We start from the raw sequence: 23,375 nt of genomic DNA on the forward strand, positions 1-23,375 counted from the left end.
GGGCGTTGCATTCAGCTTTCTGGCGCCATGTCATACCCCGGCGCCATCAGCAAGCCAAGTACCCGAAATGCACAATTGCTCAGCGTCAGGGCGCTCTTGCGAAAAAAAATAAACCGAACTATTCAGTTCAGTATGGACTTCGCGCACGCACGCCCCCATGTCATTGCGTGCTCACCGGCATTTGTGCGGACATAATATTTTAAGGAGAATGACGGCATGCGATTGATATCCCTCGTCAACGCCGCATTGGTTATCGTTGCATTGTATTTCGTGGTTTTCGAGCGCGATGCCCTGTTTGCATTTGCCGGTCGCGAAGATGCTGCGAGCCAGTCTGACGCTGGCGCTGAGGCAAACGACGCCTCGGCCGTGCAGGCCGTTGGGGTTGTTGCGTTGCGCTCCACTGCGCGCGAAATCGACAGCGCCGTTTTGCTGCGCGGTGAAACCAAAGCAATCCGTCAGGTCGAAGTTTTGGCGGAAACCACGTCAACCGTCATTTCGGAACCCAAGCGTAAGGGCACCTTCGTCGAGGCCGGCGATCTGCTGTGCGAATTGGATCCCGGCTCACGCCCGGCACAGCTTGCCCAAGCCAAGGCGGCCAAGCTAGAGGCGGAAAGCCGTGTGCCCGAAGCCGAAGCACGGCTGGAAGAAGCGCATGCGCGCGTTGCCGAGGCCGAAATAAACCTGATTGCAGCCCGCAAACTTTCGGAAACTGGCTTCGGCTCCGAAACCCGGCGGATCGCGGCCGAGGCCGAGATGAGTACCGCAAAGGCCGGTATCAAGGCGGCCGAGGCCGAGTTGAAGGCTACGGAGGCGGGCATCGAGGCGGCGGAGGCGGCGGTTGCGGCTGCCGAACTGGAATTGGACCGCATCACCATCGAGGCCCCGTTTCAGGGCCTTCTGGAAAGCGATGCCGCCGAACTGGGTAGTCTGATGCAGCCCGGATCGTTGTGCGCGACCGTGATCCAGCTTGATCCGATCAAGCTGGTTGGCTTTGTTCCCGAAACCGAAGTGAACCGTGTCACCGTCGGCGCTCCGGCGCAGGCACAATTGGTGACCGGATTGCAGGTCGAGGGCCGCGTGACCTTCCTCAGCCGTTCGGCGGACGAAACCACACGCACGTTCGAGGTGGAAGTCACCGTCCCGAACCCCGAGCTTCTGATCCGGGACGGGCAGACCGCAAGCATCCGCATCGCGGCCGAAGGCGCCAAGGCTCACCTGCTGCCGCAATCGGCGTTGACGCTGAACAACGAAGGCCAGCTAGGCGTTCGGACGGTCGGAGCCGGTAATATCGTCGATTTCGTACCCATCCGCCTGTTGCGCGATACGGCCGACGGTGTTTGGGTCGGCGGTCTTGCGGAAACCGTAGACATCATCGTGGTCGGACAAGAGTTCGTGACTGCGGGTGTGGTCGTAGCGCCCACCTATAAGGACGTTTCCCAATGACGGGCTTAGTCAGCTGGGCCGCCGACAGGGCCCGAATGGTTCTGGCATTCATAGCCATCTCGCTGATCATCGGCGGGTTTGCCTATGTCAGCTTGCCCAAAGAAGGCGAACCGGACATCGAGATTCCGGCCCTGTTCGTGTCGGTTCAGTTTCCGGGCATTTCGGCCGAAGACAGTGAAAACCTGCTGATCAAGCCGATGGAAACCGAGCTTGCGGATCTGGACGGCCTGAAGGAGATGACCGCCACCGCCGCCGAGGGCTATGCCGGGATCGCGCTTGAGTTCGACTTTGGCTGGGACAAGACAGCCATTACCGCTGACGTGCGCGACGCGATGAACAGCGCGCAGGCCGACTTCCCCGAAGGCGCCGAGCAATACACGCTGACCGAGATCAACTTCTCGGAATTCCCGATCGTCATCGTGAACCTTTCGGGTGCCGTGCCCGAACGCACGATGGCGCGGGTCGCCAAGGACCTCCAGGATGAGCTAGAGGCGCTGGATTCGGTCCTTGAGGCCGGGATCGCCGGCAATCGCGATGAAATGCTGGAAGTGGTCATCGATCCGCTGCGGCTTGAGGCGTACAACGTCACCGCGGCCGAGCTGATCAACGTCGTGCAGAACAACAACCAGCTGATCGCCGCCGGTGAGGTCGAGACCGAACAGGGTGCGTTTTCGGTCAAGATTCCTTCGTCCTTCAAGACCGCACAGGATGTCTACGGACTGCCGATCAAGGTCAATGGCGACCGGGTCGTGACCTTGGGCGAACTGGCCGAGATCAACTACACCTTCGAAGACCGCGAAGGGACCGCCCGGTTCAACGGCGAACCGACCGTGGCGCTGCAGGTCGTCAAACGCAAGGGTTTCAACCTGATCGACACCGTGGCGCAGGTTAAAGAGACCGTTGCCAAGGCCGAGACCAAGTGGCCGGCCGAGCTGCAGGCTGCCGTGAATGTCGGCACGTCGAATGACCAGAGCCGCATCGTCGGCTCGATGGTCAGCCAGCTGGAAGGTTCGGTCCTGACAGCCATCGCGCTTGTGATGATCGTGGTACTGGCTTCGCTGGGTACACGTGCGGCACTCCTGGTGGGCTTCGCGATTCCGACCTCGTTCCTGCTGTGTTTCGCATTCCTGGCCATCATGGGGGTCAGCATCTCGAACATCGTCATGTTCGGCCTGATCCTGGCCGTGGGGATGCTGGTCGATGGCGCCATCGTGGTCGTGGAGTATGCCGACAAACGCATCAAGGAAGGCGTCGGCCCGATGCACGCCTATGTCGAGGCAGCCCAGCGGATGTTCTGGCCCATCGTCTCGTCAACCGCTACGACGCTGTGCGCCTTTCTGCCCATGCTGTTCTGGCCGGGCATTCCGGGTGAATTCATGGGGATGCTGCCGGTCACGCTGATCTTCGTTCTGTCGGCCTCGCTGATCGTGGCGCTGATCTACCTGCCGGTGATGGGCGGTGTCTCGGGCCGGTTGAGCCGCGTGTTCGACCGCAGCTCGGATTGGTTGCGCGTGCGGACACCGTGGTGGGTGCGTGCCGTTATGGTTCCACCCTCGGTCTACATGATCTTCCTGGGCGCAATGCAGCTGCTCAACCCCACGTATCTGCTGCCGGAAGGCGCAGGCGGTGGGTTCTTGCTGGGCGCGGTTCTGTTCCTGTTCGGCGCCTTCGCCGGATCGGTCACGCTGAGCGCAGCCCGGATCGAGCGCAAGCCGGACGAACGTGTCCACACGGCCAAGGAACATACGCCCTTCGGCTATGTCATCAAATTCCTCGTCGGCAATCCGATCATGCCGATCGTCTCGATCGTGGCAGTAGGCTTTGCGGTGATGACGGTGATGACCATGTACGGTCAGAACAACCGCGGTGTTGAATTCTTCGTCGAAAGCGAGCCGGAACAGGCCACCGCCTATGTCCGCGCACGGGGCAACCTGTCGCTGGCCGAAAAGGACGCGCTGGTTTTCGAGGCCGAACAGGTGATCAGCCAGCATCCGGCAGTGATCAACGTGTTCTCGTTCGCCGGTGAAGGCGGCCTGAACCAGAACAACGGTGGGGCGCAGGCTCCGGCGGACACGGTGGGCCGCGTGCAGTTCGAGATCATCCCGTGGGAGGATCGCCCGAACGTGTCAGAACCTGTCGCTGGCGGATTGTTCGATAAGCACACCGTCGCGCCCGAGTATGACGGCGATTTCGTGATCGAGCAGTTGAACGCCGAGCTTGCCAAGCTGCCGGGTTTCGTTGTCGAGATCCTGCCGCTGGAACAAGGTCCGGCCTCGGCTAAGCCCGTGCACCTGCGGATCAAGGGCGACAACTGGGATGACCTGACCCGCGCCACACTGACCGCGCGCGAGGTGTTTGAAAACACCCCGGGCCTGATCAAGATCGAGGACACCCTGCCCTTGCCCGGTATCGACTGGCAGATCGACGTCGACGTGGCCAAGGCAGGACGGTTCGGGGCCGACGTGGCAACCGTGGGCGCGATGGTGCAGTTGGTGACCCGTGGCATCCTGCTGGGCGAAATGCGCCCCGAAAGCGTGGATGAAGAAATCGAGATCCGCGTCCGCCTGCCCGATCAGGATCGGGTCCTGTCCACGTTGGATACGCTCAAGGTGCGTACTCCGGACGGGCTGGTGCCCTTGTCGAACTTCATCACCCGCAAACCGGTGGCAAAGCTGGCCGAAATCAACCGCGTGGATCAAGAGCGCTATTACGACGTCAAGGCCGACGTGGAGTCCGGCCTGAGCAAAGTGGTGATCGACACCCCGGACGGAGAACAGCGGCTGGCCGTGGTGCGCGAAGTGACCGAAGGCTCGGAACCTGAAGGTGCGACGATCAACGGCGCGGATGGTACGGCCTATACTCTGGTTCAGTTGACCGGTGAGGACAGCTTGCAGGAGGTGCAGGCCGCCATTGATGACGGCGACGCCCGCCTGACGCTGATCAACCCGAACGAGCGGATCGCGGTACTGACCGAGTGGCTGGACACTCAGCCCTTTGCCAACACGATCACCTGGGAATGGACCGGAGACCAGGAAGACCAAGCCGAGAGCCAGGCCTTCCTCTCCAGCGCCTTTCTGGCCGCGCTGGGTCTGATGTTCGTGATCCTGTTGGCGCAGTTCAACTCGTTCTACAACTCGGTGCTGGTGCTGCTGGCGGTGGTTCTGTCCACCACCGGGGTGCTGATCGGGATGATGGTGATGCAACAGCCCTTCTCGATCATCATGACCGGCACCGGCATCGTGGCGCTGGCGGGGATCGTGGTGAACAACAACATCGTTCTGATCGACACCTATCAGGAATACAGCCGCTACATGCCCCGGATCGACGCCATCGTGCGCACGGCCGAGGCGCGGATCCGTCCGGTTCTGCTGACCACGCTGACCACGATGGCGGGCCTGACGCCGATGATGTTCGGCCTGTCACTGGACTTCATCAACGGCGGCTATTCGATCAATAGCCCCACCGCGCTGTGGTGGAAACAGCTGGCGACGGCGGTGGTGTTCGGCCTGGGCATCGCCACGGTTCTGACCCTGATCGTGACGCCCTCGTTCCTGGCGTTGCGGGTGTGGGTGACCACTTATGCCATATGGCTGGGCCGGCTTCTGGCGCGGGTCACCGCGGGCAAGTCGAGCCAGATCGCCCGCGACATGGCCATTGGTAGCACCGCCCGCCAGATGCAGGCAACCGAGATCATCTGGACCGAAGAACCGGACCGCCCGGATGGGACCGCTGCCGAGGGCCAGGACGAAACGCCGCCGGGCGCGCCCTTGAAAGCGGCAGAGTAAAACGACGAAGGGCCGGCAATCGCCGGCCCAATTTCTTTGTCCGCAACCCAATATCCGTCAGGCCGCCTGCGTATCCGATTGCTGGCGGTTCCACAGCTGGGCATAACGCCCTTCACGGCGCAGCAACTCGTCGTGGGTGCCCCGCTCGATGATCTCGCCCTTTTCCAGAACGACGATCTGGTCGGCCTCGGCGATCGTGCTCAGGCGGTGGGCGATGGTGATCACCGTGCGCCCCTCGCCTGCGCGGGCCAGGGCATCCTTGATGTCCTGCTCGGTGTCGGTATCCAGCGCGCTGGTGGCCTCGTCCAACAGCAGGATCGGCGGGTTCTTCAACAGCGTCCGCGCAATGCCCACGCGCTGCTTCTCGCCGCCTGACAGCTTCAGGCCACGCTCACCCACCTTGGTCTCGTACCCCTCGGGCAGAGAGGTGATAAAGTCGTGGATCTGGGCGGCCTTTGCGGCGGCTTCGACATCGGACTGCGAGGCCCCCTCGCGGCCATAGGCGATGTTGTACCGGATCGTATCGTTGAACAGCACCGTATCCTGCGGCACCACGCCGATGGCGGCGTGCAGGCTTTCCTGCGTCACGTCGCGCACATCCTGCCCGTCGATCCGCAACGCGCCCTGGGTCACGTCGTAGAACCGGAACAGCAACCGCCCGATGGTGGATTTGCCCGAGCCGGTCGCGCCCACGATGGCAACGGTCTGCCCCCCCGGCACCACCAGAGAGACGCCGCGCAGGATCTCGCGGTCCGGGTCATAGCCGAAATGCACATCGTCCAGTTCGACCCGGCCTTCGGTAATCTGCAGCGGTTTGGCGTCTGGCTTGTCCACTACCTCGGCCGGCTGCTCCAGCAGCTGGAACATCTGGCCCATATCAACCAAGGCCTGCCGGATCTCGCGATAGACGGTGCCCAGAAAGTTCAACGGCACGGTGATCTGGATCATGTAGGCGTTGACCATCACGAAATCGCCCACCGTCAACTGCCCGTTCTGAACGCCGATCGCGGCCAGAACCATCACTCCGATCAGGCCACAAGTGATCAGGAAGGACTGACCAAAATTCAGGAAGGCCAGCGAGTATGCCGTTTTCAACGCGGCCTGCGCATAGGCCTTCATCGACACGTCATATCGTTCAGCTTCGCGCCGTTCGGCGTTGAAATACTTGACGGTTTCGAAATTCAGCAGGCTGTCGATGGCGCGCTGGTTGGCCTCGGTATCCTGGTCATTCATCTCGCGCCGCAGCTTCACGCGCCATTCGGTGACCGTGAAGGTGAACCAGATGTACAGCGCGATGGTGACGGCCACCACGACCAGGTACCAGACGTCGAACAGCCACATCAGAACCACCGCCACCAGCAGCAGTTCAAGGATCAGAGGGCCGATCGAAAACAGGAGAAAGCGCAGCAGGAACTCCACGCCCTTGACCCCGCGCTCGATGATCCGGCTGAGGCCGCCCGTCCGGCGGGTCACATGATAGCGCATCGAGAGCTGGTGGATGTGCTGGAAGGTTTCCAGCGCCAGCGCCCGCAGCGCGCGTTGCCCCACCGGCGCGAACAGCGCATCGCGCAACTGCTGGAACCCCACCGTCATCATCCGCGCCACGCCATAGGCCACGGTCAGCCCTACGGCGCCCAGCGCCAAAGGCGGCACGCCCTCGCCCGCCAACGCGTCAACCGCGCCTTTGTACAGGATCGGCGTATAGACCGCGATCAACTTCGCCAGAACCAGCATGGCCATCGCGAAGACCACCCGCCGTTTGACCCACGGCTCATCTTCGGGCCACAGGTACGGAGCCACTTTTCGGATAGTCAGCCAACCCGACTTGCGTTCGTCCATCTGTGGCATGTCTGCGGAATGCATAGGCGCAAGTCTTCTCATGTCTGACCCGGAAAGCTTCGAGGCCGGGCGAAAACCCGGCCCCGCAAGACCTAAGCCTTTATTCCGGGATGGTGAAGACCTGGCCCGGATAAATCAGGTCGGGGTCGCGGATCAGGTCGCGGTTCGCATCGAACAAGCGGACATACAGAACACCGTCGCCAAAACGCTCTCGCGAGATCGCCCACAGGGTATCGCCCTTTTGCACGGTAACGGACCGGATCGGCGTGCTCTGGTCGGCGCCCGGCACCGCATCCTGCGCCTCGGCCGCCTGCAGAACTTCAACCGGCTCGCGCTTGAACGGCGTTTCCAGACGGCTCAGCACCGTTCCGTCCGTGTCGACTTCGTCAACGCGCAGCGTATAGACACCGGGATCGACTTCTTGGATTTCCCCGCGCCAATCACCGTCCTGCCCTGGCGTGATATCGGCCACCAGCTTGTTGTTCAGATAGAGCCGAACCGCAGCACCCTCGGACACACGGCCGGACAATTGGACATCGCCAGCGTCGGAATAGCCGATCGTATCAAGCGCAACCTGCTCGGGCGACGCGTCTTCGGACGACGGCGACTGGACAAGCTCAACCCCTTCCTCACCGGACCGCAAAACGGCCACCTGCTGGCTTTCGCTGGATTGAGTCTCGGTCGTGGCCTCGGGTGAGGTTGCTTCTTCGTCCTGCGCCCCGGAAACGGTCTCGTCCGCTTGCGCGACCTCGGTGTCCTCTGCGACTGCGGCCGCAGACGGCTGTTCCGCCGTTTCGTCCTGCGCTTCGGTGTCCGTGCTGGCGACTTGCTCGTCCTTAGCGGGTGGCGCAGGCGGCTTGGGCAACGCGGCAATCAGATAGTCATCCGATTGCGCAGACCGGGTACCGTCACCGGCTTCAAGAACCAGACCTCGCGCGGCCTCGCTGAAGGGGATGGTGACGAACTCGGCGAACTGGCCGCTGCCATCGACCGTGAAGCTGTGGATCGGCTCGCCATCCAGCAGGATACGAATTTGACTGCCCGGGTCGCCTTTGCCGGACAGCAGCGCATTGCCGTCGGGCTCCACGAATATCTGGTCGAGCGTCGGAGCAGTTGCGGCCGCGTTAGCCTCGGGTGTGGGAGCAGCCTCTGCCGGCTGTTCTTCAACCGTCGCGTCCTGCGCAGTCTGCTCGTCGGTCGCAGTTTTCTCTTCGGCTTCCGACGCGGTTGCTTCTTCGGTCTCGGTCGAGGTCTGAACCTCGTCCGCGTTGTCAGTTTCCGCAACGACCTGCGAGTCCTCTGCATCCGGGCTTGGTGCCGGTGCAGCGGCTGGCTCAGTCGTCTCTTCGCTGGCGCTTTCGGCGACGGCCTCTTCCGTAGTGGACTGTTCAGACTGCGGCGCAGGACCGAAGACACCCGAAAGATACAAGCCCCCGGCGCCAATCACAGCCAAGATACCCGCAAGGATACCCCAGACGAATGCACCCGACCTACCGCTTCCCGATTTGGCGTCCATGTTTTTTCCTTCACTCCGCAGCGCAAATGCCTTGACTCAAAAGCTTTCCGCCGAACGGTTGAGCCAATTTACCAATCCCGCTATCACGGGTCAAAACCTCTGACACAACCCCGGAGTCGCTGTTTGATGTCCCAGAAATCGATCTGTGTGTATTGCGGGTCACGCAATGGCGCGAATTCGGCCTACACAAAGGCCGCAGGCACCTTTGGACGGCTGCTGGCCGCCGAGGGCTGGCGGCTGGTCTACGGTGCGGGTGACGTGGGCCTGATGGGTGAAGTCGCCCGGGCCACGCAAGCGGCCGGAGGCGAAACCTTCGGCGTGATACCGGTTCATCTGCTCCGGCGGGAAGTGGGAAAAACAGATCTGACGCGTTTTGTGGTCACCGAAACGATGCACGAGCGCAAGAAAGTCATGATCATGAATGCGGATGCCGTGGTCGTGCTGCCCGGCGGACCCGGGTCGTTGGACGAGTTGTTCGAGGCACTGACCTGGCGCCAGTTGGGCCTGCATGACAAACCCATTCTGGTGATGAATGTGGACGGATACTGGGACGCGCTTCACACGCTTTTGGATCAGGTGATCGACGCAGGTTTTGCGGATGCCTCCTTGGCCCGTTTCATTACCTGGGTCGACGACGCCGAGTCCGCGATGGACGAATTGCGCAAGTTATTGAAATAATAGGCGTCACGGGCGGCTTCCCCGCCCGTGAGTCCCGAACTAGCTAGATCAGGCGGTCGAGGTGCGCAGTTGGCGTTGCAGCACCTTTTCGACCTTGTGCAGTGGATGATTGGTCAGGGTCTTGTCGACTTCGGCTACGACTTTGGCCAGAACTTCGCTGTGAAGGCGCCGGCGCAGCAGGCCCAGGACCTGTGGGCTGGCAACCAGAACAAGCCGCTTGTACGCGCCCTTCAGCCCTTTTTTGTTGAGCAGGTTGGCCACATCCTGGACGAACAGGGATTTGGCGTGAGTGCGCCAGGTGTCTTCTTCCACCGCAGATTTCTGGTTCGGCCCGGTATCATTTCGCCGTCCCGCCCGATCCGAGGGCTTGCTCCGCGCGGCGAGATGATCATGTTCCTCAACTGATACGACCACCAGATTGGGGTTCTCGGCATCCGTCACGTTTTCAGTGAACAGTGCTTTTTCCCCGTCGGCGATGATGACCCAAGTACCCTGTGCAAGTGCGACCATTGCGATCTCCCGTTGTGGTTTTCGTGGCCGTCCCCCGCCCGAACAAGAACAGCCAACATCTTGCACCCACGGCACAATTTGGCAGCTATTCCCTCATTGTTTTGGTTTTGGCGGTTCTCTCCTCCCGCAACTAACAGCTAATCACTCTTTGGCGTCTTGCAACGGCGCATGCGCGCAAAAGTTGACGTATCGGCAAGTTTCCACCCGAAGCGCAGATCAGGCCGAAATTTCGACAAGCGTAATCTCGGGTGTAACACCAAACCGGACCGGAAGGATCGAGCACCCAATGCCGCCGGAAACTACCAGATCCTTTCCACCTTCGCGCACCGGGCCGTAGGCATAGCGATTGCCAAACAGCGAGGGCACCACGGGCGACCACCCAAACAGTCTGATTTGACCACCATGCGTGTGACCGGACAGTGTCAAGGCAACGCGATCTGGCACTTGGGGAAATATGTCCGGTTCATGCGCCATCAGGATGACGGGCGCGTCATCGGTAATCTGCCGCAACGTGCCGGACAGATCGTCCAGGCCGCGGTATCGCCCATTGCCCTCCACGATGGCCAGTTGGTCTTCGAGGCCCGCCAGCCAGATTCCCGGACCATCCAGTTTCTGCGCAGAATTGGATAGGACCGGGATGCCACTCGCGGCCAACGCATCGGCATATAAGTTGGGCCCACCGCCCCGGCGTTGAGCGGCCGTATCATCCCACCAGTCATGGTTTCCCAGCACCGCGAAAACCCCATGGCGCGCGGTCAGTCCGGCAAGAACCGGGGTGATGTCCGCCATCGCGACAGGTTTCGAAACCATCCTGTGGCTGGCGGTGAAATCCCCCAGCAGCAAGACCAGATCGGCATCCAGCGCATTTGTGCGCCTTACGACCTGCTTGATACGCTTTACGGTAACGAATGGCTCGCCGGCATGAAGGTCGGCGATGACCGCGATCCGCAGCGGAGGCGCCGTCCAGTCCGCGCGCTTGAGCTTCCATTTGCGAACCCGCAGCCGCATAGCCGGTTCGATAAAGAACCCGTACAGCGAAACAACAAGGCCTGCCAGCGTCACCGCCAGCAGGCCCTTGATGAACCCTCGTCGGGTCAAGAGTTACATCCGCGATGCAACGTTTTCCCAGTTCACCAGGTTGTCGAGGAAGTTCGACAGGTAGGCCGGACGCTTGTTGCGGAAGTCAATGTAGTAGGAGTGCTCCCACACGTCGCAACCCAGAAGCGCCGTCTGGCCGAAGCACAGCGGGTTCACACCGTTTTCGGTTTTGGTAACCGCCAGCGAACCGTCGGCATTCTTGACCAGCCACGCCCAGCCCGAACCGAACTGACCGGCTCCCGCCGCGCTGAACTGCGATTTGAACTCCTCGACCGAACCGAAGCTTTCAACCAACGCCTTTTCCAGCTCGCCCGGCATCTTCGACTCGCCCGGACCCATCATTTCCCAAAACTGGTTGTGGTTCCAAAGCTGGCTGATGTTGTTGAAGATACCGTTCTGTGCGACGGCCGACTTGTCATAGGTGCCGACGATGATCTCTTCCAGCGACTTGCCGTCCCACTCGGTCCCGGCGATCAGCTTGTTGCCGTTGTCGACATAGGCCTTGTGGTGCAGATCATGGTGATATTCCAGCGTTTCCGCCGACATGCCCTTGGCTGCCAGCGCGTCATGTGCATAAGGAAGATCAGGAAGTTCAAAAGCCATCTCGGCCCCCTGTAAATTTGTGTTGCGTTCCCAAGGTTAAATGCTTTGGCAACCGCCGCAGGTCAAGGCCCGAGCGCAGAAAACCCGGAGGTCCGCGATGCTGACGCAGGCGCGCAAGATGTTCTACCGCGCCCGCGGTCATTATGCAGGCAACCTGAATGGCGAGCCGTTCCGGCTGGACCCCTACCATTCGAAATTCTGGCGCAAGGCCTCGGCCGGCGACTGGGAGCCCGAGACATTCGCGGTGCTGGACCAGCACCTGTCGCCCGACCGCGACTATCTGGACATCGGCGCGTGGATCGGCCCGACAGTTCTGTATGGCGCGCGCAAAGCCCGGCATGTCTGGTGTTTCGAACCCGACCCCACCGCCTTTCGCCATCTGGCTTGGAACCTCGACCTGAACGACATCCGCAATGTCTCGGCCTTCGGTGTCGCGCTATCCGACCGGTTTGGCGTGGCGCGCATGGCTTCAGTCCGGGGCGAGCGCGGCGACTCGACCAGCTCGCTGCTGCATGACGGCGCGCATGGAACCGATGCCCTGACCATCGCCTGGGACCAGTTCGCCACAGCGACGGACCTGACAGGCATTTCGCTGGTCAAAATGGATATCGAAGGGGCGGAGTTTGCGGTTCTGCCGACGCTCGCCGACTGGCTGCAGGATCAGAAGCCAGCCCTGTATCTGTCTCTGCACGCGCCCCTGCTGGACGAAAACAACCGCGCCGAACGGGTCGAAGCCCTGCTTGCGACGTTGTCTTTCTACTCGAACATGCACGATGAAGCCGGGCGCCCAATCTCGGCCCAGGACTTGCTGGGCCCGAGCGCCTTGACCCAGTACCGCAGCGTCCTGTTCACGGAATAGAGTTCCGTAACCGAAACTCTACCCAAACGAAAGTTTGGCTTTGCACACCCAGCGACGCGGTGTTCATTTTCCTGTATTGACCACTGAAGTCACAGGAAAATTGACTCGCGACTTATTCTATTCCTCGCCGCGGCCCTGACGGCACAGGCGGCTGCCGCATCCCCCATGGCTTACAAGTGCACGATAACAAAGAAGTATAGCCACGGCTGGGTCGCACCTGAATATGCCTTTCAAATCGACCCCGAGGCCGGCACCGCGCAAGCCGACAGCAACTACCATGACTGGACCTACGCGCAGCTTCGGGATCGTGGGGCCAAGGGCTATCAGATGATCTGGAACGTGACGCTCAAAAGTACCGAAGGTCAGGCCATTCGAATGCGCTATCAGGCGAATCTTGCAACAGACGGTGGGCTAAAGGTGAGCGGCAGTTTCGTGAATTTCGGGGCATCGAACAAACCCTACGGAACCGGCAGATGCGAGGTCGTCAAAAAATGAAAAGCCCCGGTGATGTCCGGGGCTTGTTCTTTCTGCCAAGGTGGAGTCGGGTTCAGTAGTATCCGACCTCGCTGCCGGGCTGCGCCGCAACCTTCAACAGCTTGAACACGTAATCCGCCACCGATCGGAAGCACACCACGCGAAAGGATTCCGCGTCGTCCATCCAGAACGCCCCCGCAACCTGCGCCAGGCGCGTGCGCCGGATCTGACCGGGCTGGAAGACATCGGACGAGAAATCGACGGGCGCAACCTTGCCCAGCACCTCACGCGCGGTCGGCCCCGAGACCCGAAACACCGCCCGCGCGTCCGAGACATTGACCGCCAATGCATGCACACCGCTCAGCGCGTCCTGCATGGCGGCCAGTTTGGCCTCGACCTCGGCGTAAGGAACCAGCACCAGCAGCTCGTCCGGCGACATCCAGCAGACGCCGGTCTCGCCATTGACGAAAGCCTCGCGCTGGCCGGGCATCTTCTGGCCGGTGGCATCCTTGACCGCCTTGGTCACCAGCTTGTCGGACAGATCGCCGCGCAGGGTGATCATCCCCTGCAAGCCGCATTCCTCGATCCGGGCGATGCCGTCAAAGCTGGCGTGGTTCAGTGCGCTGATGGGTTCAGACATTCTGCTTCTCCCCGTCCTTGTCGTAGAACACAGGGTCCACGATCTTGGCCTTGTAGATTTTGTCGTCGGTGCCCGGGAATTCGATCACCTCTCCCATGCGGTTCGGCCCGTTTTTGACCAGCCCCATGGCGATGCCCCGGCTCAGGTTGGAGGAGTAGTAGGTCGAGGTCACGCGCCCGATCACGTTGCGCTGGCCGTTGGCATTCACGCCTTCGCCCACCGCATAGGCGCCGTCGGGCAGAACGGAACCATCCACAGTTTCCAGACCCACCAGTTTCCAGCGATCCGGGTCGGTCATGTGCGACCGTTCCTGCGCGCGCTTGCCCAGGAAATCCTCTTTCTTTTTCGAGATCGCCCAGTGCAGCCCCAGGTCCTGCGGGATCACGGTGCCGTCGGTCTCGTCCCCGATCATGATGAAGCCCTTCTCGGCCCGCAGAATGTGAAGACATTCCGTGCCATAAGGCTTCACGCCGAACTCTTTACCGGCCTCCATCAGGGCATCCCAGAAGGCCTGACCCTGGCTGGCAGGCACCGCGATTTCATAGGACAGCTCGCCCGAGAACGAGATGCGGTAGGCGCGGCAATCAAAGCCGCCGATCTGGCCGTCGCGCCACTCCATGAAGGGCAGCGCCTCGCGGCTGACATCCATGCCGCCGAGCTTCTCCAGCACCTTGCGGGCATTGGGGCCGACCACGGCGACCTGGGCGTATTGTTCGGTCACGTTGGCGACATAGACCTTCCAGTCCCACCACTCGGTCTGCAGCCATTCCTCCATGTGGGCATGGATGCGCTCAGCCCCGCCGGTGGTGGTGTGGCACAGCCAGGTGTCCTCGTCGATGCGGGCCACGACGCCGTCGTCGATCAGGAAGCCGTTTTCCGAGCACATCAGGCCATAGCGGCATTTGCCGACCTTCAGCGTGGACATCATGTTGGTGTACATCATGTCCAGAAACTTGCCCGAGTCCGGGCCCTTGACGATCAGCTTGCCCAGGGTCGAGGCATCCAACAGCCCGAGGTTTTCACGGGTGTTCTTGACCTCGCGGTTCACCGCGTCATGCACGGATTCCCCGGCTCGGACATAGGCGTAAGGGCGACGCCAGTGGCCCACCGGCTCCCAATCGGCACCATTCCGGTCATGCCAGTCATGCATGGGCGTGCGGCGGATCGGCTGGAACACCTCGCCGCGCGCCTCGCCCGCGATGGCTCCCATCGAGATGGGCGTATAAGGCGGGCGGAACGTGGTGGTGCCGACCTTGGGAATCTCGGATTCCAGCGCATCAGCAAGGATCGCCAGGCCGTTGATATTGCTCAGCTTACCCTGATCCGTCGCCATGCCCAGCGTGGTATATCGCTTGGTGTGCTCGACGCTTTCATAGCCTTCGCGCGCGGCCAGTTGCACATCCGAGACCTTCACGTCGTTCTGGAAGTCCAGCCACGACTTCATGCGCAGCTGCACTTCGGCCTTGGCTGGCATCAGCCAGACGGCCTGCATGGGCGCTTCGGTCTCGGCCTCGCCCTGCGGTGCCTTGGTGTTCTTCGGCTTGAACCCGGCGGCCTTGGCCGCGGCCTTGCCTGCGGCGTGGGCGTCGGCCAGAACCTCGCCCAGCGCCAGCGGCCCGCTTGTCGAGCCTGCGGCCACGACAAAGCCTTCGCCATTCGCGCCCAGCGGCGGACGGTCGGGGTCGGGGCGGAAATGGGCGTTGGCCTCGTCCCAGATCAGCTTGCCACCGCAATGGGACCACAGGTGCACCACCGGAGACCAGCCGCCCGACATGGCGACCGCATCACATTCGACCTCTTCGCGAGCGCCGCCGATGCCTTCCTGGTTACAGATCGCGACCTTCTTGACCCGCTTGACGCCCTTGACCTTGGCGATCGCCTTGCCGGGATCGACCCGGATGCCGAGGCTGCGCGCCTCGTCCGCCAGCGGCCCGGCCGAGGGGCGGGCATCGACGACGCGCAGCACATCCACGCCCGCCTGTTTCAGGATGATCGCGGTGCGGTAGGCGTCGTCATTGTTGGTGGCGACGATCACGCGCTCGCCCGGGGTCACGCCCCAGTTCACGACATAGTCGCGCATGGCCGAGGCCAGCATCACCCCCGGCACGTCATTTCCGGCGAAAGACAGCGGGCGCTCGATCGCGCCGGTGGCCGTGACGACCTGTTTGGCGCGGATGCGCCACAGGCGGTGGCGCGGACCTTGTGTACCGGGTTTGTGGTCTGTCAGACGCTCGTATCCCAGCACGTATCCGTGGTCATAGACCCCGGCCCCCATGCAGCGCGACCGCAGGGTGACGTTGTCCATTGTTTCGAGTTCGGAAACCAATTGTTCCACGAACTTATCCACAGGCTCGTCGTTGACGGTGCCGCCGTCGACAGGCGCGCGACCACCCCAATGGGCGGTCTGTTCGATCAGCATGACCTTGGCGCCCGATTGCGCCGCGGCCTTGGCCGCCTGCAGGCCCGCAACACCGCCGCCGATCACCAATACGTCGGTGAAGGCATAGAAGTGTTCATAGGTATCCGCGTCGCGGCTGTCCTTGTCGGGCGCCTTGCCCAGACCGGCGGACTGGCGGATGAACGGCTCGTACACATGTTTCCAGAACGGCTTGGGGTGGATGAACGTCTTGTAGTAGAAACCCGCCGGCAGGAACCGCGCCAGCGCCGTGTTCACCGCACCGATGTCGTATTCCAGGCTGGGCCAGTGGTTCTGCGAGATCGCGGTCAGGCCGTTGAACAGCTCGGTCGTAGTGGCGCGCTGGTTCGGCTCGAACCGGTTGCCCTGCCCCAGCCCCACCAGTGCGTTGGGCTCCTCGGCGCCGCTGGCCACGACGCCGCGCGGACGGTGGTATTTGAACGACCGGCCGACCATCATCTGATCGTTGGCCAACAGGGCCGAGGCCAGCGTATCGCCCTGATAGCCCTGCATCGAAGTACCGTTGAATGAAAACGTGACCGGTTTCGACCTGTCGATCAGGCGACCTTGATTTGCGAGACGGGTGCTCATGTTGCGGACCTTTCGCAGGTGGAGGCACCAAGGCCTCCGGCAGATGTATTCATGAGAAGACGAAGCATCAGGAGAACTCTCTCCACGTCCAACCCGGCCGTTTGGCCGAAATCGCATCGCGGATCTCCTTCGGCGGCTCGGTGACCTGGGCCGAATAGGTGCCGAACACCTCGAGCGTGGCGGTGCAGCGCGCGGCATGGAACCACTTGCCACAGCCGTTGCTGTGGCGCCAGCGTTCGAAATGCACGCCCTTGGGGTTTTCGCGCATGAACAGATAGTCATGGAAATCGTCGTCCGACGCCCCGGGACCGAAGCGTTTCAGATGCGCTTCGCCACCGGCGGTCAGTTCGGTCTCTTCGGCGTCGACGCCGCAATAGGGGCATTTCAGGATCAGCATGTGGCTACTCCTTGCTTGAAATCTTTCGACCACACGCCCAAGTCTAGGGTATGGATATTTTGACGATAATTCTGACCGTTGTAGGCACGCTTGCCGTCATTGGGCTGATCGCGTTTTTCATTTTCCGGTCTGAGGAAAAGAAGGCCATCAAGCCAAAATCCGACAGCCCGAAAAGTTCTGAGACCATTCACGGAGCACATTGGGGCGACTGACATCAGTGCGCGACCCCGGCGGCGACGCTTTCGTCGATGAAGCGGCCCTCTTTGAACCGGTCCAGCGAGAACGCCTCGGTCAGCGGGGAATGTCCGGTGGCCATCAGCTGCGCCATGCCCCAGCCCGAACCCGGGATGGCCTTGAACCCGCCGGTGCCCCAACCGCAATTGATGAAGCAACCACCCAGCGGCGTCTTGGACAGGATGGGCGAGCGGTCGCCGGTCATGTCCACGATGCCACCCCACTGGCGCAGCATCTTGAGGCGCGAGATCATCGGGAAGGTCTCGACCAGGGCGCGGACGGTTTCTTCGATATGATGGAACGAACCGCGCTGGGTGAAGTTGTTGAACCCGTCAGTGCCGCCGCCGATCACCATTTCGCCCTTGTCGGATTGCGACATGTAGCCGTGCACGGTGTTGGCCATCACCACCACGTCCATGCAGGGTTTGATCGGCTCGGACACCAGCGCCTGCAGGGCCAGCGCCTCGACCGGAAGACGGAAGCCCGCCATCTCGGCAAGTTGGCCCGAATGGCCCGCGACCACGATGCCCAGCTTGTCACATTCGATGGCGCCCTTGGTCGTCTCGACCCCTGTGACGCGACCGTTTTCAGACCGGACGCCCGTAACCTCACACTGCTGGATGATGTCCATACCCATATTCGAACAGGCACGCGCATAACCCCAGGCCACCGCATCGTGGCGTGCGGTACCTCCGCGCTCTTGCCACAGCGCGCCAAGGACCGGATAGCGCGGGCCGTCGATGTTGATGATCGGGACCAGCTGCTTTACGCGCTCGGGCTCGATCCATTCGGTCTTGACCCCCTGCAGCGCGTTGGCATGCGCCGTACGCTGATAGCCGCGCACCTCGTGCTGGGTTTGCGCCAGCATCATCACGCCGCGCGGGCTGAACATCACGTTGTAGTTCAGATCCTGGCTCAGATCCTCGTACAGGCCGCGGGATTTTTCGTAGATCGCCGCCGACGGGTCCTGCAGATAGTTCGAGCGGATGATGGTCGTGTTCCGCCCGGTATTGCCGCCGCCCAGCCAGCCTTTTTCGATCACTGCGACGTTCTGGATACCGTAATTCTTGCCCAGATAATATGCCGTCGCCAAACCGTGCCCGCCGGCACCGACGATGATCACGTCATACCGTTTCTTGGGTTCTGGCGAACGCCAGGCGCGCTCCCATCCGGTGTGATAGCGCAGCGCCTCTCGCGCTACGGCAAAGGCTGAATAGTGTTTCATGAGCGAATCCGTCCGGTTCGTGATTGGCCGAAGATATGCCGTGCGGCGACAGATTACCCCTGCCGTACAGCGCCGCAATATCGCACTATTGCGACATGTAGGCCATTCGCGGCCATTTGTCCCTTTTTTCCGGGCGCGCGCAGGTCTAAGTGAGGGCAACAATTCCGGAGAGATCATGACATTCTGGGTTCTGCTTCTGCTCTTTGCGCTGTCGATCACCGCATTCCTGGCCTTTGGCCTGACCCGAACCCGCCGGCGACAGGAACATCCGGCTGCCTACGATTTGCGGGTCTACAAGGAACAGCTGGCCAGCGTTGATCGCGATCTGGCCCGCGGAGTGATCGCCAAAGCCGACGCCGAGCGGGTTCGGACCGAGATTTCGCGCCGTATCCTGGCCGCCGACGCGCAAATCCGTACCGGTGACGCGACGACCGGGCCGTCGACCACTGTTCGGTTGGCCGCCATCGGGTTCGTTGCCCTGGTTCTGATCGGCGGAGCGTTTGCTTTGTACCGCCAACTGGGCGCTGCCGGATACCCTGATCAGCCGCTTTCAGCGCGCATGGAGATGGCCGCCGAACTGCGTGAGAACAGACCCGGCCAGGAAGAGGCCGAGCAGATGGCCCCGCCCGTCGAAGCGCCTCAGCTTGAAGACAGCTATGCCAACCTTCTGAACCAGCTGCGCACGACCGTGGCCGACCGACCGGACGATCTTCAGGGTCACATTCTATTGGCGCAGCACGAAACCAACGCGGGCAATTTTCAGGCCGGTTATGAAGCCCAGCGCCGTGCAATCGAGTTGATGGGGAATGAGGCCCCGGCGGACGCCTATTCTAACCTGGCAGAAATGCTGATCCTGGCGGCAGGGGGCTATGTCTCGCCCGAAGCCGAAGCGGCCTTGCGTCAGGCACTGGAACGCGACCCGCAATCGGGACCGGCGCGCTATTACTGGGGACAGATGCTGCTGCAGATCGGACGGCCGGACCAGGCCTATCGCGTCTGGATGGACACGCTGCGCACGTCGCCACCGGGGGCGCCTTGGGCCAACGCCATTCGCGCCCAGATCGACGAACTTGCCTGGCGCGCCGGCGTGTTCAACGCGCCCGAAATGGCAGATGCTCCGGCAGGTCCGGGCCCCAGCCAGTCGGATATGGAAGCCGCGGCGGAAATGACGCCCGAGGAGCGTCAAGAGATGATCCGTGGCATGGTTGACGGCTTGTCGGACCGGCTGGCGACCGAAGGTGGTTCTCCGCAGGAATGGGCTCGACTGATCTCGGCGCTTGGGGTGCTGGGAGAAACCGAGCAGGCCGCCGCGATCCGCGATGAAGCCGCGACCAAGTTTGCCGAAGACCCTGCCGCGCTTGAACTGATCAACTCGGCCGCGCAGCAGGCCGGCCTGTCGCAATGATCCTGGACGTGTTCGAGGATTTCGCAGCCGCACTGCCCCCGATGCAGGCGCTGATGGGTCTGGACCTGGGCGAAAAGACGATCGGCGTGGCTGTTTCCGACCGCATGCGCGGTGTGGCCAGCCCACTTGAGACCGTGCGCCGCAAGAAATTCAAGCTGGACTCTGCCCGCCTGCTGGAAATCGCTGCCGACCGCGAGATCGGAGGGATCGTTCTTGGCCTGCCCATGAATATGGACGGATCCGAGGGTCCAAGGTGCCAATCAACCCGCGCGTTTGCCCGCAACTTGTCCGAACTGACCGACATCCCGATCGGGTTCTGGGACGAGCGTCTGAGCACAGTTGCGGCAGAAAAGGCACTTTTGGAGGCGGATACGACACGAAAACGTCGCGGACAGGTTATCGACCACGTCGCGGCGGGTTATATCCTGCAAGGAGCGCTGGACAGGCTGCGCTTTCTCTAACGAGCCCGGAGACCGGCGATGACGAACATGATTTGGAAAAGGAACGAGGTCGAAAGCCCCTGTGTCCAGATCTGCGTCGTGCATCCGACCGAGCGTATCTGCACCGGCTGCTATCGCACCATCGATGAAATCACGCGCTGGTCGAAAATGGACAGCTCGGAACGCGCCGAAATCATGAATGACCTGCCTGCCCGCAAGCCTCGCTTGGCCAAGAGACGGGGTGGTCGCGCGGCCCGTCTGGACAAATCCTGACTTTCAAAGGGCTTTGTCGGTCTTCCGACCGTCTTTTTCATCTTTCGCAGTGTCTGCGCATGTCTTCACACCGGACCGTTTCCCGGCCTTCAATTCACTGCGGAACAAACGGGTGATTTCCGACTTGCTGGTCTGCGCGCGTCGAAGAGTAGAATCGTGGAAATCAACTTCGACAGCCGCACTGGTCATGGATTTTCTTTTCAAAAACTTGATCAGCCGCATACGAGCCTTCCTGAATAAATCTGCGTCGCTGCGGGCCGGTCGAGAGCTCGGGAAAAGGGGGATCGAGCCGTATGACTATGCGTGAGTGAGTGGCGGCCCGCAGCGACGATTTGCGCATACCGGAGTCAGGCTTTTGAGAAAGGGGGAAAACCTGCCGTCGCGCTTCAATTTTTTTACCAATTAGACAAATTAGCCGGAGAGACTCAACAGTTACAATGCTTTCGCGCCCCGCGGCTGGGCGAAAAGGACGTAACGTAACAAGTTGGACCGGCCCGCGACAGCGTCAGGTGTCAATCCAGGATTTACCCCCGGACGCGCAGCGCGGCCCAATCATTCGGGCCGCGCGCCACCGTCATCCGGCAGCCAGCCACGCTTTGGCGTTTTCAATCTCTTCGGACGGAAAAAACTGGGTACGTGTACCCAGAATGTGGCCACCCACGCGCTGTGCGATGTTCTGCCATGCCTTGTCGCCGACGATGGCTGCCCGATCCAGCATTCCCACGTGACCGCGGGCCAGACGGAAATGCGCGGCCAGAGCGGTCAGCCCTTGCCAGCCATCGAACTCCCTCAGATCGATCAGCAACCGGAACGCATCCCTGTCACCCAGGATGGCATCCAAATCGGCTTCGGCCTTTTCGTATTCTTCGGGGTCCAGCTTACCCATAAGGCTGACCTGCACGCATGGCCCGCCCAAATCCACAATGTGGATCGCGCCCAGGGATTCACGGATCCAGCGGCGCGCTTCTTCCAGCTCGGCCAGCTCGAACACCTGCACCGGACAGGGCATCAGCGGCGCAGCCAGGCGCACGCTGGTCTGGACCCAGCCCTTGTCTGCGACGACCGCGGCGCGATCGAACCCGCGCCAATGGCTTAGGCCCAGCTTGGTATCTTCCCAAGCAGCGCCCAGATCATAGCCTTTGAACTCGGGGCCGACGATAACCAGCAGGCGGACGGCGTCATGTTCCGCCAGCGCAGCCTCGATTGCGGGAACCAGAGTGTTTGTGTAATCGGCGCTTGTTACTTCGCCGGACAATTCGATTTCGATCAATGCGCCGTCGGAATTCTTGTGGACCGTAATCATTTTGAGCCTCCAAAGCCAAAGAATGGCAGAAGGTTACGGGGATTCGATCCATTCGGCCACACCGCCCGGCAGCTCGGGCCGGAAATAGGCAATCATCCGTCCGTCCGGCCCCGCCGTTGCCCCCGCCCCCCAAGGCGCGACCCCATGCAGACAATGGCGATGCAACACGTAGGTTTCGCCGGGCGAGGCCGACACTTCGATACGCGGGCAGGTTTCGAACACTTCGCGGCGAGCCGCCTGATAGGCCTCGGTGATATCGGTCTGCGCCCACTGAGCGCGAGGAACACCGGCCAACGCAGCCCGGAATGCCGCGCCCATGATCTTGTGGCTGCCATCCCAAACGACCAAAGGCGCGGCATCTGCGCTCGCCTGTGTCAGTGGAATACCCAGGACCCATGCGTGAGGTTCGTCGATCTTGCGCCGACGGTCCGGGCCGCCGGGTTTCAGGCCATCCACATGCGCCGCGTCGCGCTTGGCCCGGTATCGGGCCGCCGCCTCGTTTTCGCCCCTGCGCGGGCGCGGATAGCCGGGATAGACGACCGAGACCTGCCCCTTGTGCAATTCGATCGAACCATAGTGTTCAACCAGAAACGCGACAGCCTGCCCGCTCAACGGGGCTGAGGCGCCGACACACCCTGCCCCGTCATTGGGCAGAGCATCGACGCCGATGAACCAGGTGCCTTCGCAATCCAACCACTGCCGGTGGGCTGGGTCACTGGCGGCCTGCTGCGCCAGTGGTAGGGCGTGGGCCACCCAGTCTGCTATGGGCTGGTCGTAGGGGAATACTTCCCAACCCCGCGACCGGAAAGACCTTACCACCCCACTGCCTTGCGCAGCATATTCAGCGCCACCAGCGTGAGGAACACGGCAAACACCCGTTTGAGCGGCTTGGGGTCCATCGCATGGGCCAGTTTCACCCCCCAGGGCGCGGTGATCATCGTCATCGCAATAACCACACCAAAGGCCACAAGATTGACGGCGCCGATGGTCAGCGGCGGACGATGTTCAGCTGCGATCGGCAGAAACAGAAAGCCCAGTACCGAGGGTACGGCGATGATCACGCCAAAGCCCGCGGCGGTCGCAACGGCCCGATGGATCGGTGTGTTGTAGAGGCTCATCAGCGGCACCCCAAAGCTGCCACCGCCAATGCCCATCAGCACCGACAGAAACCCGACCAAAGGCGAAATCACCAACCGCTTCAGCCCGCCGGGCATGGCATCACCCAATCGCCATTCGGACTTGCCAAGTCCCAGATAGGCGCCAATCACCATCCCAAGGATACCGAACAGCGCCTGCAACGCTTCGGTGCGCAAGGCCGAGGCGACCAGTACGCCAACAATGGCACCGACAGCGATACCCGGACCCCAACCGCGTAGAATATCCCAATCGACGGCGCCTTTCTTGTTGTGACTCAGCACCGAACGAACCGAAGTCACGATGATCGTGGCCAGTGACGTCGCAAGACACAGCTGCATCAGCTGCGGGCCACCATATCCCAGCGTTTGAAACGCGTAGAAAAAGGCCGGCACCAGAACAATCCCGCCACCGACTCCCAAAAGGCCAGCCAAAACACCGGCCAGCGCGCCGATCACAAGCAAAAGGCCCAGCATCTGGGCCAGCAACATCGTATCGGGCATCCGTCCCCC

22 protein-coding genes are annotated in these 23,375 nt (G+C 61.8%); 9 read left to right on the plus strand and 13 right to left on the minus strand.

What is annotated here, in order from left to right; translation table 11 throughout:
* Positions 1-216 precede the first annotated feature (216 nt).
* Together GOW72_RS07590 and GOW72_RS07595 are read left to right on the plus strand one after the other, a co-directional pair.
* Positions 217-1,443, plus strand: a complete 1,227-nt coding sequence (locus tag GOW72_RS07590) for an efflux RND transporter periplasmic adaptor subunit (protein ID WP_170366369.1) — start codon at positions 217-219, stop codon at positions 1,441-1,443.
* Positions 1,440-5,228, plus strand: a complete 3,789-nt coding sequence (locus tag GOW72_RS07595) for an efflux RND transporter permease subunit (protein ID WP_170366371.1) — start codon at positions 1,440-1,442, stop codon at positions 5,226-5,228. The genes GOW72_RS07590 and GOW72_RS07595 overlap by 4 nt, the downstream gene beginning before the upstream one ends.
* Positions 5,229-5,285: 57 nt before the next feature.
* Here the strand turns inward: GOW72_RS07595 and GOW72_RS07600 are convergent, their stop codons facing one another.
* Both GOW72_RS07600 and GOW72_RS07605 read right to left on the minus strand, forming a co-directional pair.
* Complete coding sequence (locus GOW72_RS07600) at positions 5,286-7,091, minus strand: ABCB family ABC transporter ATP-binding protein/permease (protein WP_170366373.1); 1,806 nt, start codon at positions 7,089-7,091, stop codon at positions 5,286-5,288.
* Between the two features lie 76 nt (positions 7,092-7,167).
* The gene (locus GOW72_RS07605; RefSeq protein WP_170366375.1) at positions 7,168-8,583 is read right to left on the minus strand and encodes a LysM peptidoglycan-binding domain-containing protein; all 1,416 of its coding nucleotides are present in this window, start codon (positions 8,581-8,583) and stop codon (positions 7,168-7,170) included.
* A gap of 126 nt (positions 8,584-8,709) precedes the next feature.
* Here GOW72_RS07605 and GOW72_RS07610 point away from each other — a divergent pair, with 126 nt between their 5' ends.
* The gene (locus GOW72_RS07610) at positions 8,710-9,261 is read left to right on the plus strand and encodes an LOG family protein (protein WP_170338492.1); all 552 of its coding nucleotides are present in this window, start codon (positions 8,710-8,712) and stop codon (positions 9,259-9,261) included.
* Positions 9,262-9,309: 48 nt separating this feature from the next.
* Here the strand turns inward: GOW72_RS07610 and GOW72_RS07615 are convergent, their stop codons facing one another.
* The 3 genes from GOW72_RS07615 to GOW72_RS07625 form a co-directional block, all read right to left on the minus strand.
* Positions 9,310-9,771 carry a host attachment family protein gene (locus GOW72_RS07615; protein ID WP_170338489.1) on the minus strand — a complete coding sequence of 154 codons (462 nt, stop codon included), beginning with the start codon at positions 9,769-9,771 and terminating at the stop codon, positions 9,310-9,312.
* A 216-nt stretch (positions 9,772-9,987) separates the two neighbouring features.
* Entirely contained in the window at positions 9,988-10,869 is an 882-nt protein-coding gene (locus tag GOW72_RS07620; RefSeq protein WP_170366377.1) for a metallophosphoesterase, read from the minus strand.
* A gap of 3 nt (positions 10,870-10,872) precedes the next feature.
* Complete coding sequence (locus GOW72_RS07625) at positions 10,873-11,472, minus strand: superoxide dismutase (protein ID WP_093962459.1); 600 nt, start codon at positions 11,470-11,472, stop codon at positions 10,873-10,875.
* Between the two features lie 97 nt (positions 11,473-11,569).
* Between GOW72_RS07625 and GOW72_RS07630 the strand changes: the two genes are divergently transcribed.
* Together GOW72_RS07630 and GOW72_RS07635 are read left to right on the plus strand one after the other, a co-directional pair.
* Positions 11,570-12,331, plus strand: coding sequence for an FkbM family methyltransferase (locus GOW72_RS07630; protein WP_170366379.1), 762 nt, complete (start codon positions 11,570-11,572; stop codon positions 12,329-12,331).
* Positions 12,332-12,496: 165 nt separating this feature from the next.
* Positions 12,497-12,826, plus strand: coding sequence for a hypothetical protein (locus GOW72_RS07635; RefSeq protein WP_170366382.1), 330 nt, complete (start codon positions 12,497-12,499; stop codon positions 12,824-12,826).
* 52 nt (positions 12,827-12,878) lie between these two features.
* Here the strand turns inward: GOW72_RS07635 and GOW72_RS07640 are convergent, their stop codons facing one another.
* The 3 genes from GOW72_RS07640 to GOW72_RS07650 all read right to left on the minus strand — a co-directional run bounded on the left by GOW72_RS07640 (position 12,879) and on the right by GOW72_RS07650 (position 16,849).
* Complete coding sequence (locus GOW72_RS07640; protein ID WP_170366384.1) at positions 12,879-13,445, minus strand: sarcosine oxidase subunit gamma; 567 nt, start codon at positions 13,443-13,445, stop codon at positions 12,879-12,881.
* Positions 13,438-16,452, minus strand: coding sequence for a sarcosine oxidase subunit alpha family protein (locus GOW72_RS07645; protein WP_170366386.1), 3,015 nt, complete (start codon positions 16,450-16,452; stop codon positions 13,438-13,440). Before GOW72_RS07645 ends, GOW72_RS07640 begins: the two co-directional genes overlap by 8 nt.
* A 67-nt stretch (positions 16,453-16,519) precedes the next feature.
* Positions 16,520-16,849, minus strand: a complete 330-nt coding sequence (locus GOW72_RS07650; protein ID WP_170366388.1) for a sarcosine oxidase subunit delta — start codon at positions 16,847-16,849, stop codon at positions 16,520-16,522.
* Between the two features lie 50 nt (positions 16,850-16,899).
* On the opposite strand from GOW72_RS07650, the gene GOW72_RS07655 reads away from it, so the two are divergent.
* Entirely contained in the window at positions 16,900-17,061 is a 162-nt protein-coding gene (locus tag GOW72_RS07655) for a hypothetical protein (RefSeq protein ID WP_170366390.1), read from the plus strand.
* A 2-nt stretch (positions 17,062-17,063) separates the two neighbouring features.
* Here the strand turns inward: GOW72_RS07655 and GOW72_RS07660 are convergent, their stop codons facing one another.
* Positions 17,064-18,308 carry a sarcosine oxidase subunit beta family protein gene (locus tag GOW72_RS07660; protein WP_170366392.1) on the minus strand — a complete coding sequence of 415 codons (1,245 nt, stop codon included), beginning with the start codon at positions 18,306-18,308 and terminating at the stop codon, positions 17,064-17,066.
* 175 nt (positions 18,309-18,483) lie between these two features.
* Between GOW72_RS07660 and ccmI the strand changes: the two genes are divergently transcribed.
* Genes ccmI through GOW72_RS07675 form a run of 3 tightly spaced genes read left to right on the plus strand, consistent with a single transcriptional unit; the run spans position 18,484 to position 20,426 of the window.
* Positions 18,484-19,713: a c-type cytochrome biogenesis protein CcmI gene (gene ccmI / locus GOW72_RS07665; protein ID WP_170366394.1), complete on the plus strand. Its 1,230-nt coding sequence runs from the start codon at positions 18,484-18,486 to the stop codon at positions 19,711-19,713.
* Positions 19,710-20,174, plus strand: a complete 465-nt coding sequence (gene ruvX / locus GOW72_RS07670) for a Holliday junction resolvase RuvX (RefSeq protein ID WP_170366396.1) — start codon at positions 19,710-19,712, stop codon at positions 20,172-20,174. Before ccmI ends, ruvX begins: the two co-directional genes overlap by 4 nt.
* Before the next feature lie 18 nt (positions 20,175-20,192).
* The gene (locus GOW72_RS07675) at positions 20,193-20,426 is read left to right on the plus strand and encodes a DUF1289 domain-containing protein (protein ID WP_170337967.1); all 234 of its coding nucleotides are present in this window, start codon (positions 20,193-20,195) and stop codon (positions 20,424-20,426) included.
* 3 nt (positions 20,427-20,429) lie between these two features.
* On the opposite strand, the gene GOW72_RS07680 is transcribed toward GOW72_RS07675, so the two are convergent.
* The 4 genes from GOW72_RS07680 to GOW72_RS07695 form a co-directional block, all read right to left on the minus strand.
* A complete protein-coding gene (locus tag GOW72_RS07680; protein WP_170337965.1) occupies positions 20,430-20,648 on the minus strand; it encodes a hypothetical protein in 219 nt (72 codons plus the stop codon).
* 352 nt (positions 20,649-21,000) lie between these two features.
* Positions 21,001-21,729 (minus strand): SpoIIAA family protein, encoded by a 729-nt coding sequence (locus GOW72_RS07685; RefSeq protein WP_170363182.1) that lies wholly within the window; start codon positions 21,727-21,729, stop codon positions 21,001-21,003.
* Between the two features lie 33 nt (positions 21,730-21,762).
* On the minus strand, positions 21,763-22,548 hold the full coding sequence (locus GOW72_RS07690) for a hypothetical protein (RefSeq protein WP_170366398.1): 786 nt from the start codon (positions 22,546-22,548) through the stop codon (positions 21,763-21,765).
* Positions 22,542-23,366: a sulfite exporter TauE/SafE family protein gene (locus GOW72_RS07695; RefSeq protein WP_170366400.1), complete on the minus strand. Its 825-nt coding sequence runs from the start codon at positions 23,364-23,366 to the stop codon at positions 22,542-22,544. The genes GOW72_RS07690 and GOW72_RS07695 overlap by 7 nt, the downstream gene beginning before the upstream one ends.
* Positions 23,367-23,375 lie beyond the last annotated feature (9 nt).

The sequence above is a fragment of the Ruegeria arenilitoris genome (genome assembly GCF_013032855.1).
GTDB classification, from domain to species: domain Bacteria; phylum Pseudomonadota; class Alphaproteobacteria; order Rhodobacterales; family Rhodobacteraceae; genus Ruegeria; species Ruegeria arenilitoris.

What these genes read in the sequence shown, in the direction of transcription:
- GOW72_RS07635 (WP_170366382.1), top strand. Translation starts at nt 12,497, where the DNA reads ATGGCTTACAAGTGCACGATAACAAAGAAGTATAGCCACGGCTGGGTC.
- ccmI (WP_170366394.1), top strand. Translation starts at nt 18,484, where the DNA reads ATGACATTCTGGGTTCTGCTTCTGCTCTTTGCGCTGTCGATCACCGCA.
- GOW72_RS07650 (WP_170366388.1), bottom strand. Translation starts at nt 16,849, where the DNA reads ATGCTGATCCTGAAATGCCCCTATTGCGGCGTCGACGCCGAAGAGACC.
- GOW72_RS07600 (WP_170366373.1), bottom strand. Translation starts at nt 7,091, where the DNA reads ATGCATTCCGCAGACATGCCACAGATGGACGAACGCAAGTCGGGTTGG.
- GOW72_RS07615 (WP_170338489.1), bottom strand. Translation starts at nt 9,771, where the DNA reads ATGGTCGCACTTGCACAGGGTACTTGGGTCATCATCGCCGACGGGGAA.
- ruvX (WP_170366396.1), top strand. Translation starts at nt 19,710, where the DNA reads ATGATCCTGGACGTGTTCGAGGATTTCGCAGCCGCACTGCCCCCGATG.
- GOW72_RS07645 (WP_170366386.1), bottom strand. Translation starts at nt 16,452, where the DNA reads ATGAGCACCCGTCTCGCAAATCAAGGTCGCCTGATCGACAGGTCGAAA.
- GOW72_RS07610 (WP_170338492.1), top strand. Translation starts at nt 8,710, where the DNA reads ATGTCCCAGAAATCGATCTGTGTGTATTGCGGGTCACGCAATGGCGCG.
- GOW72_RS07640 (WP_170366384.1), bottom strand. Translation starts at nt 13,445, where the DNA reads ATGTCTGAACCCATCAGCGCACTGAACCACGCCAGCTTTGACGGCATC.
- GOW72_RS07660 (WP_170366392.1), bottom strand. Translation starts at nt 18,308, where the DNA reads ATGAAACACTATTCAGCCTTTGCCGTAGCGCGAGAGGCGCTGCGCTAT.
- GOW72_RS07675 (WP_170337967.1), top strand. Translation starts at nt 20,193, where the DNA reads ATGACGAACATGATTTGGAAAAGGAACGAGGTCGAAAGCCCCTGTGTC.
- GOW72_RS07605 (WP_170366375.1), bottom strand. Translation starts at nt 8,583, where the DNA reads ATGGACGCCAAATCGGGAAGCGGTAGGTCGGGTGCATTCGTCTGGGGT.
- GOW72_RS07630 (WP_170366379.1), top strand. Translation starts at nt 11,570, where the DNA reads ATGCTGACGCAGGCGCGCAAGATGTTCTACCGCGCCCGCGGTCATTAT.
- GOW72_RS07590 (WP_170366369.1), top strand. Translation starts at nt 217, where the DNA reads ATGCGATTGATATCCCTCGTCAACGCCGCATTGGTTATCGTTGCATTG.
- GOW72_RS07655 (WP_170366390.1), top strand. Translation starts at nt 16,900, where the DNA reads ATGGATATTTTGACGATAATTCTGACCGTTGTAGGCACGCTTGCCGTC.
- GOW72_RS07685 (WP_170363182.1), bottom strand. Translation starts at nt 21,729, where the DNA reads ATGATTACGGTCCACAAGAATTCCGACGGCGCATTGATCGAAATCGAA.
- GOW72_RS07625 (WP_093962459.1), bottom strand. Translation starts at nt 11,472, where the DNA reads ATGGCTTTTGAACTTCCTGATCTTCCTTATGCACATGACGCGCTGGCA.
- GOW72_RS07595 (WP_170366371.1), top strand. Translation starts at nt 1,440, where the DNA reads ATGACGGGCTTAGTCAGCTGGGCCGCCGACAGGGCCCGAATGGTTCTG.
- GOW72_RS07695 (WP_170366400.1), bottom strand. Translation starts at nt 23,366, where the DNA reads ATGCCCGATACGATGTTGCTGGCCCAGATGCTGGGCCTTTTGCTTGTG.
- GOW72_RS07680 (WP_170337965.1), bottom strand. Translation starts at nt 20,648, where the DNA reads ATGCGGCTGATCAAGTTTTTGAAAAGAAAATCCATGACCAGTGCGGCT.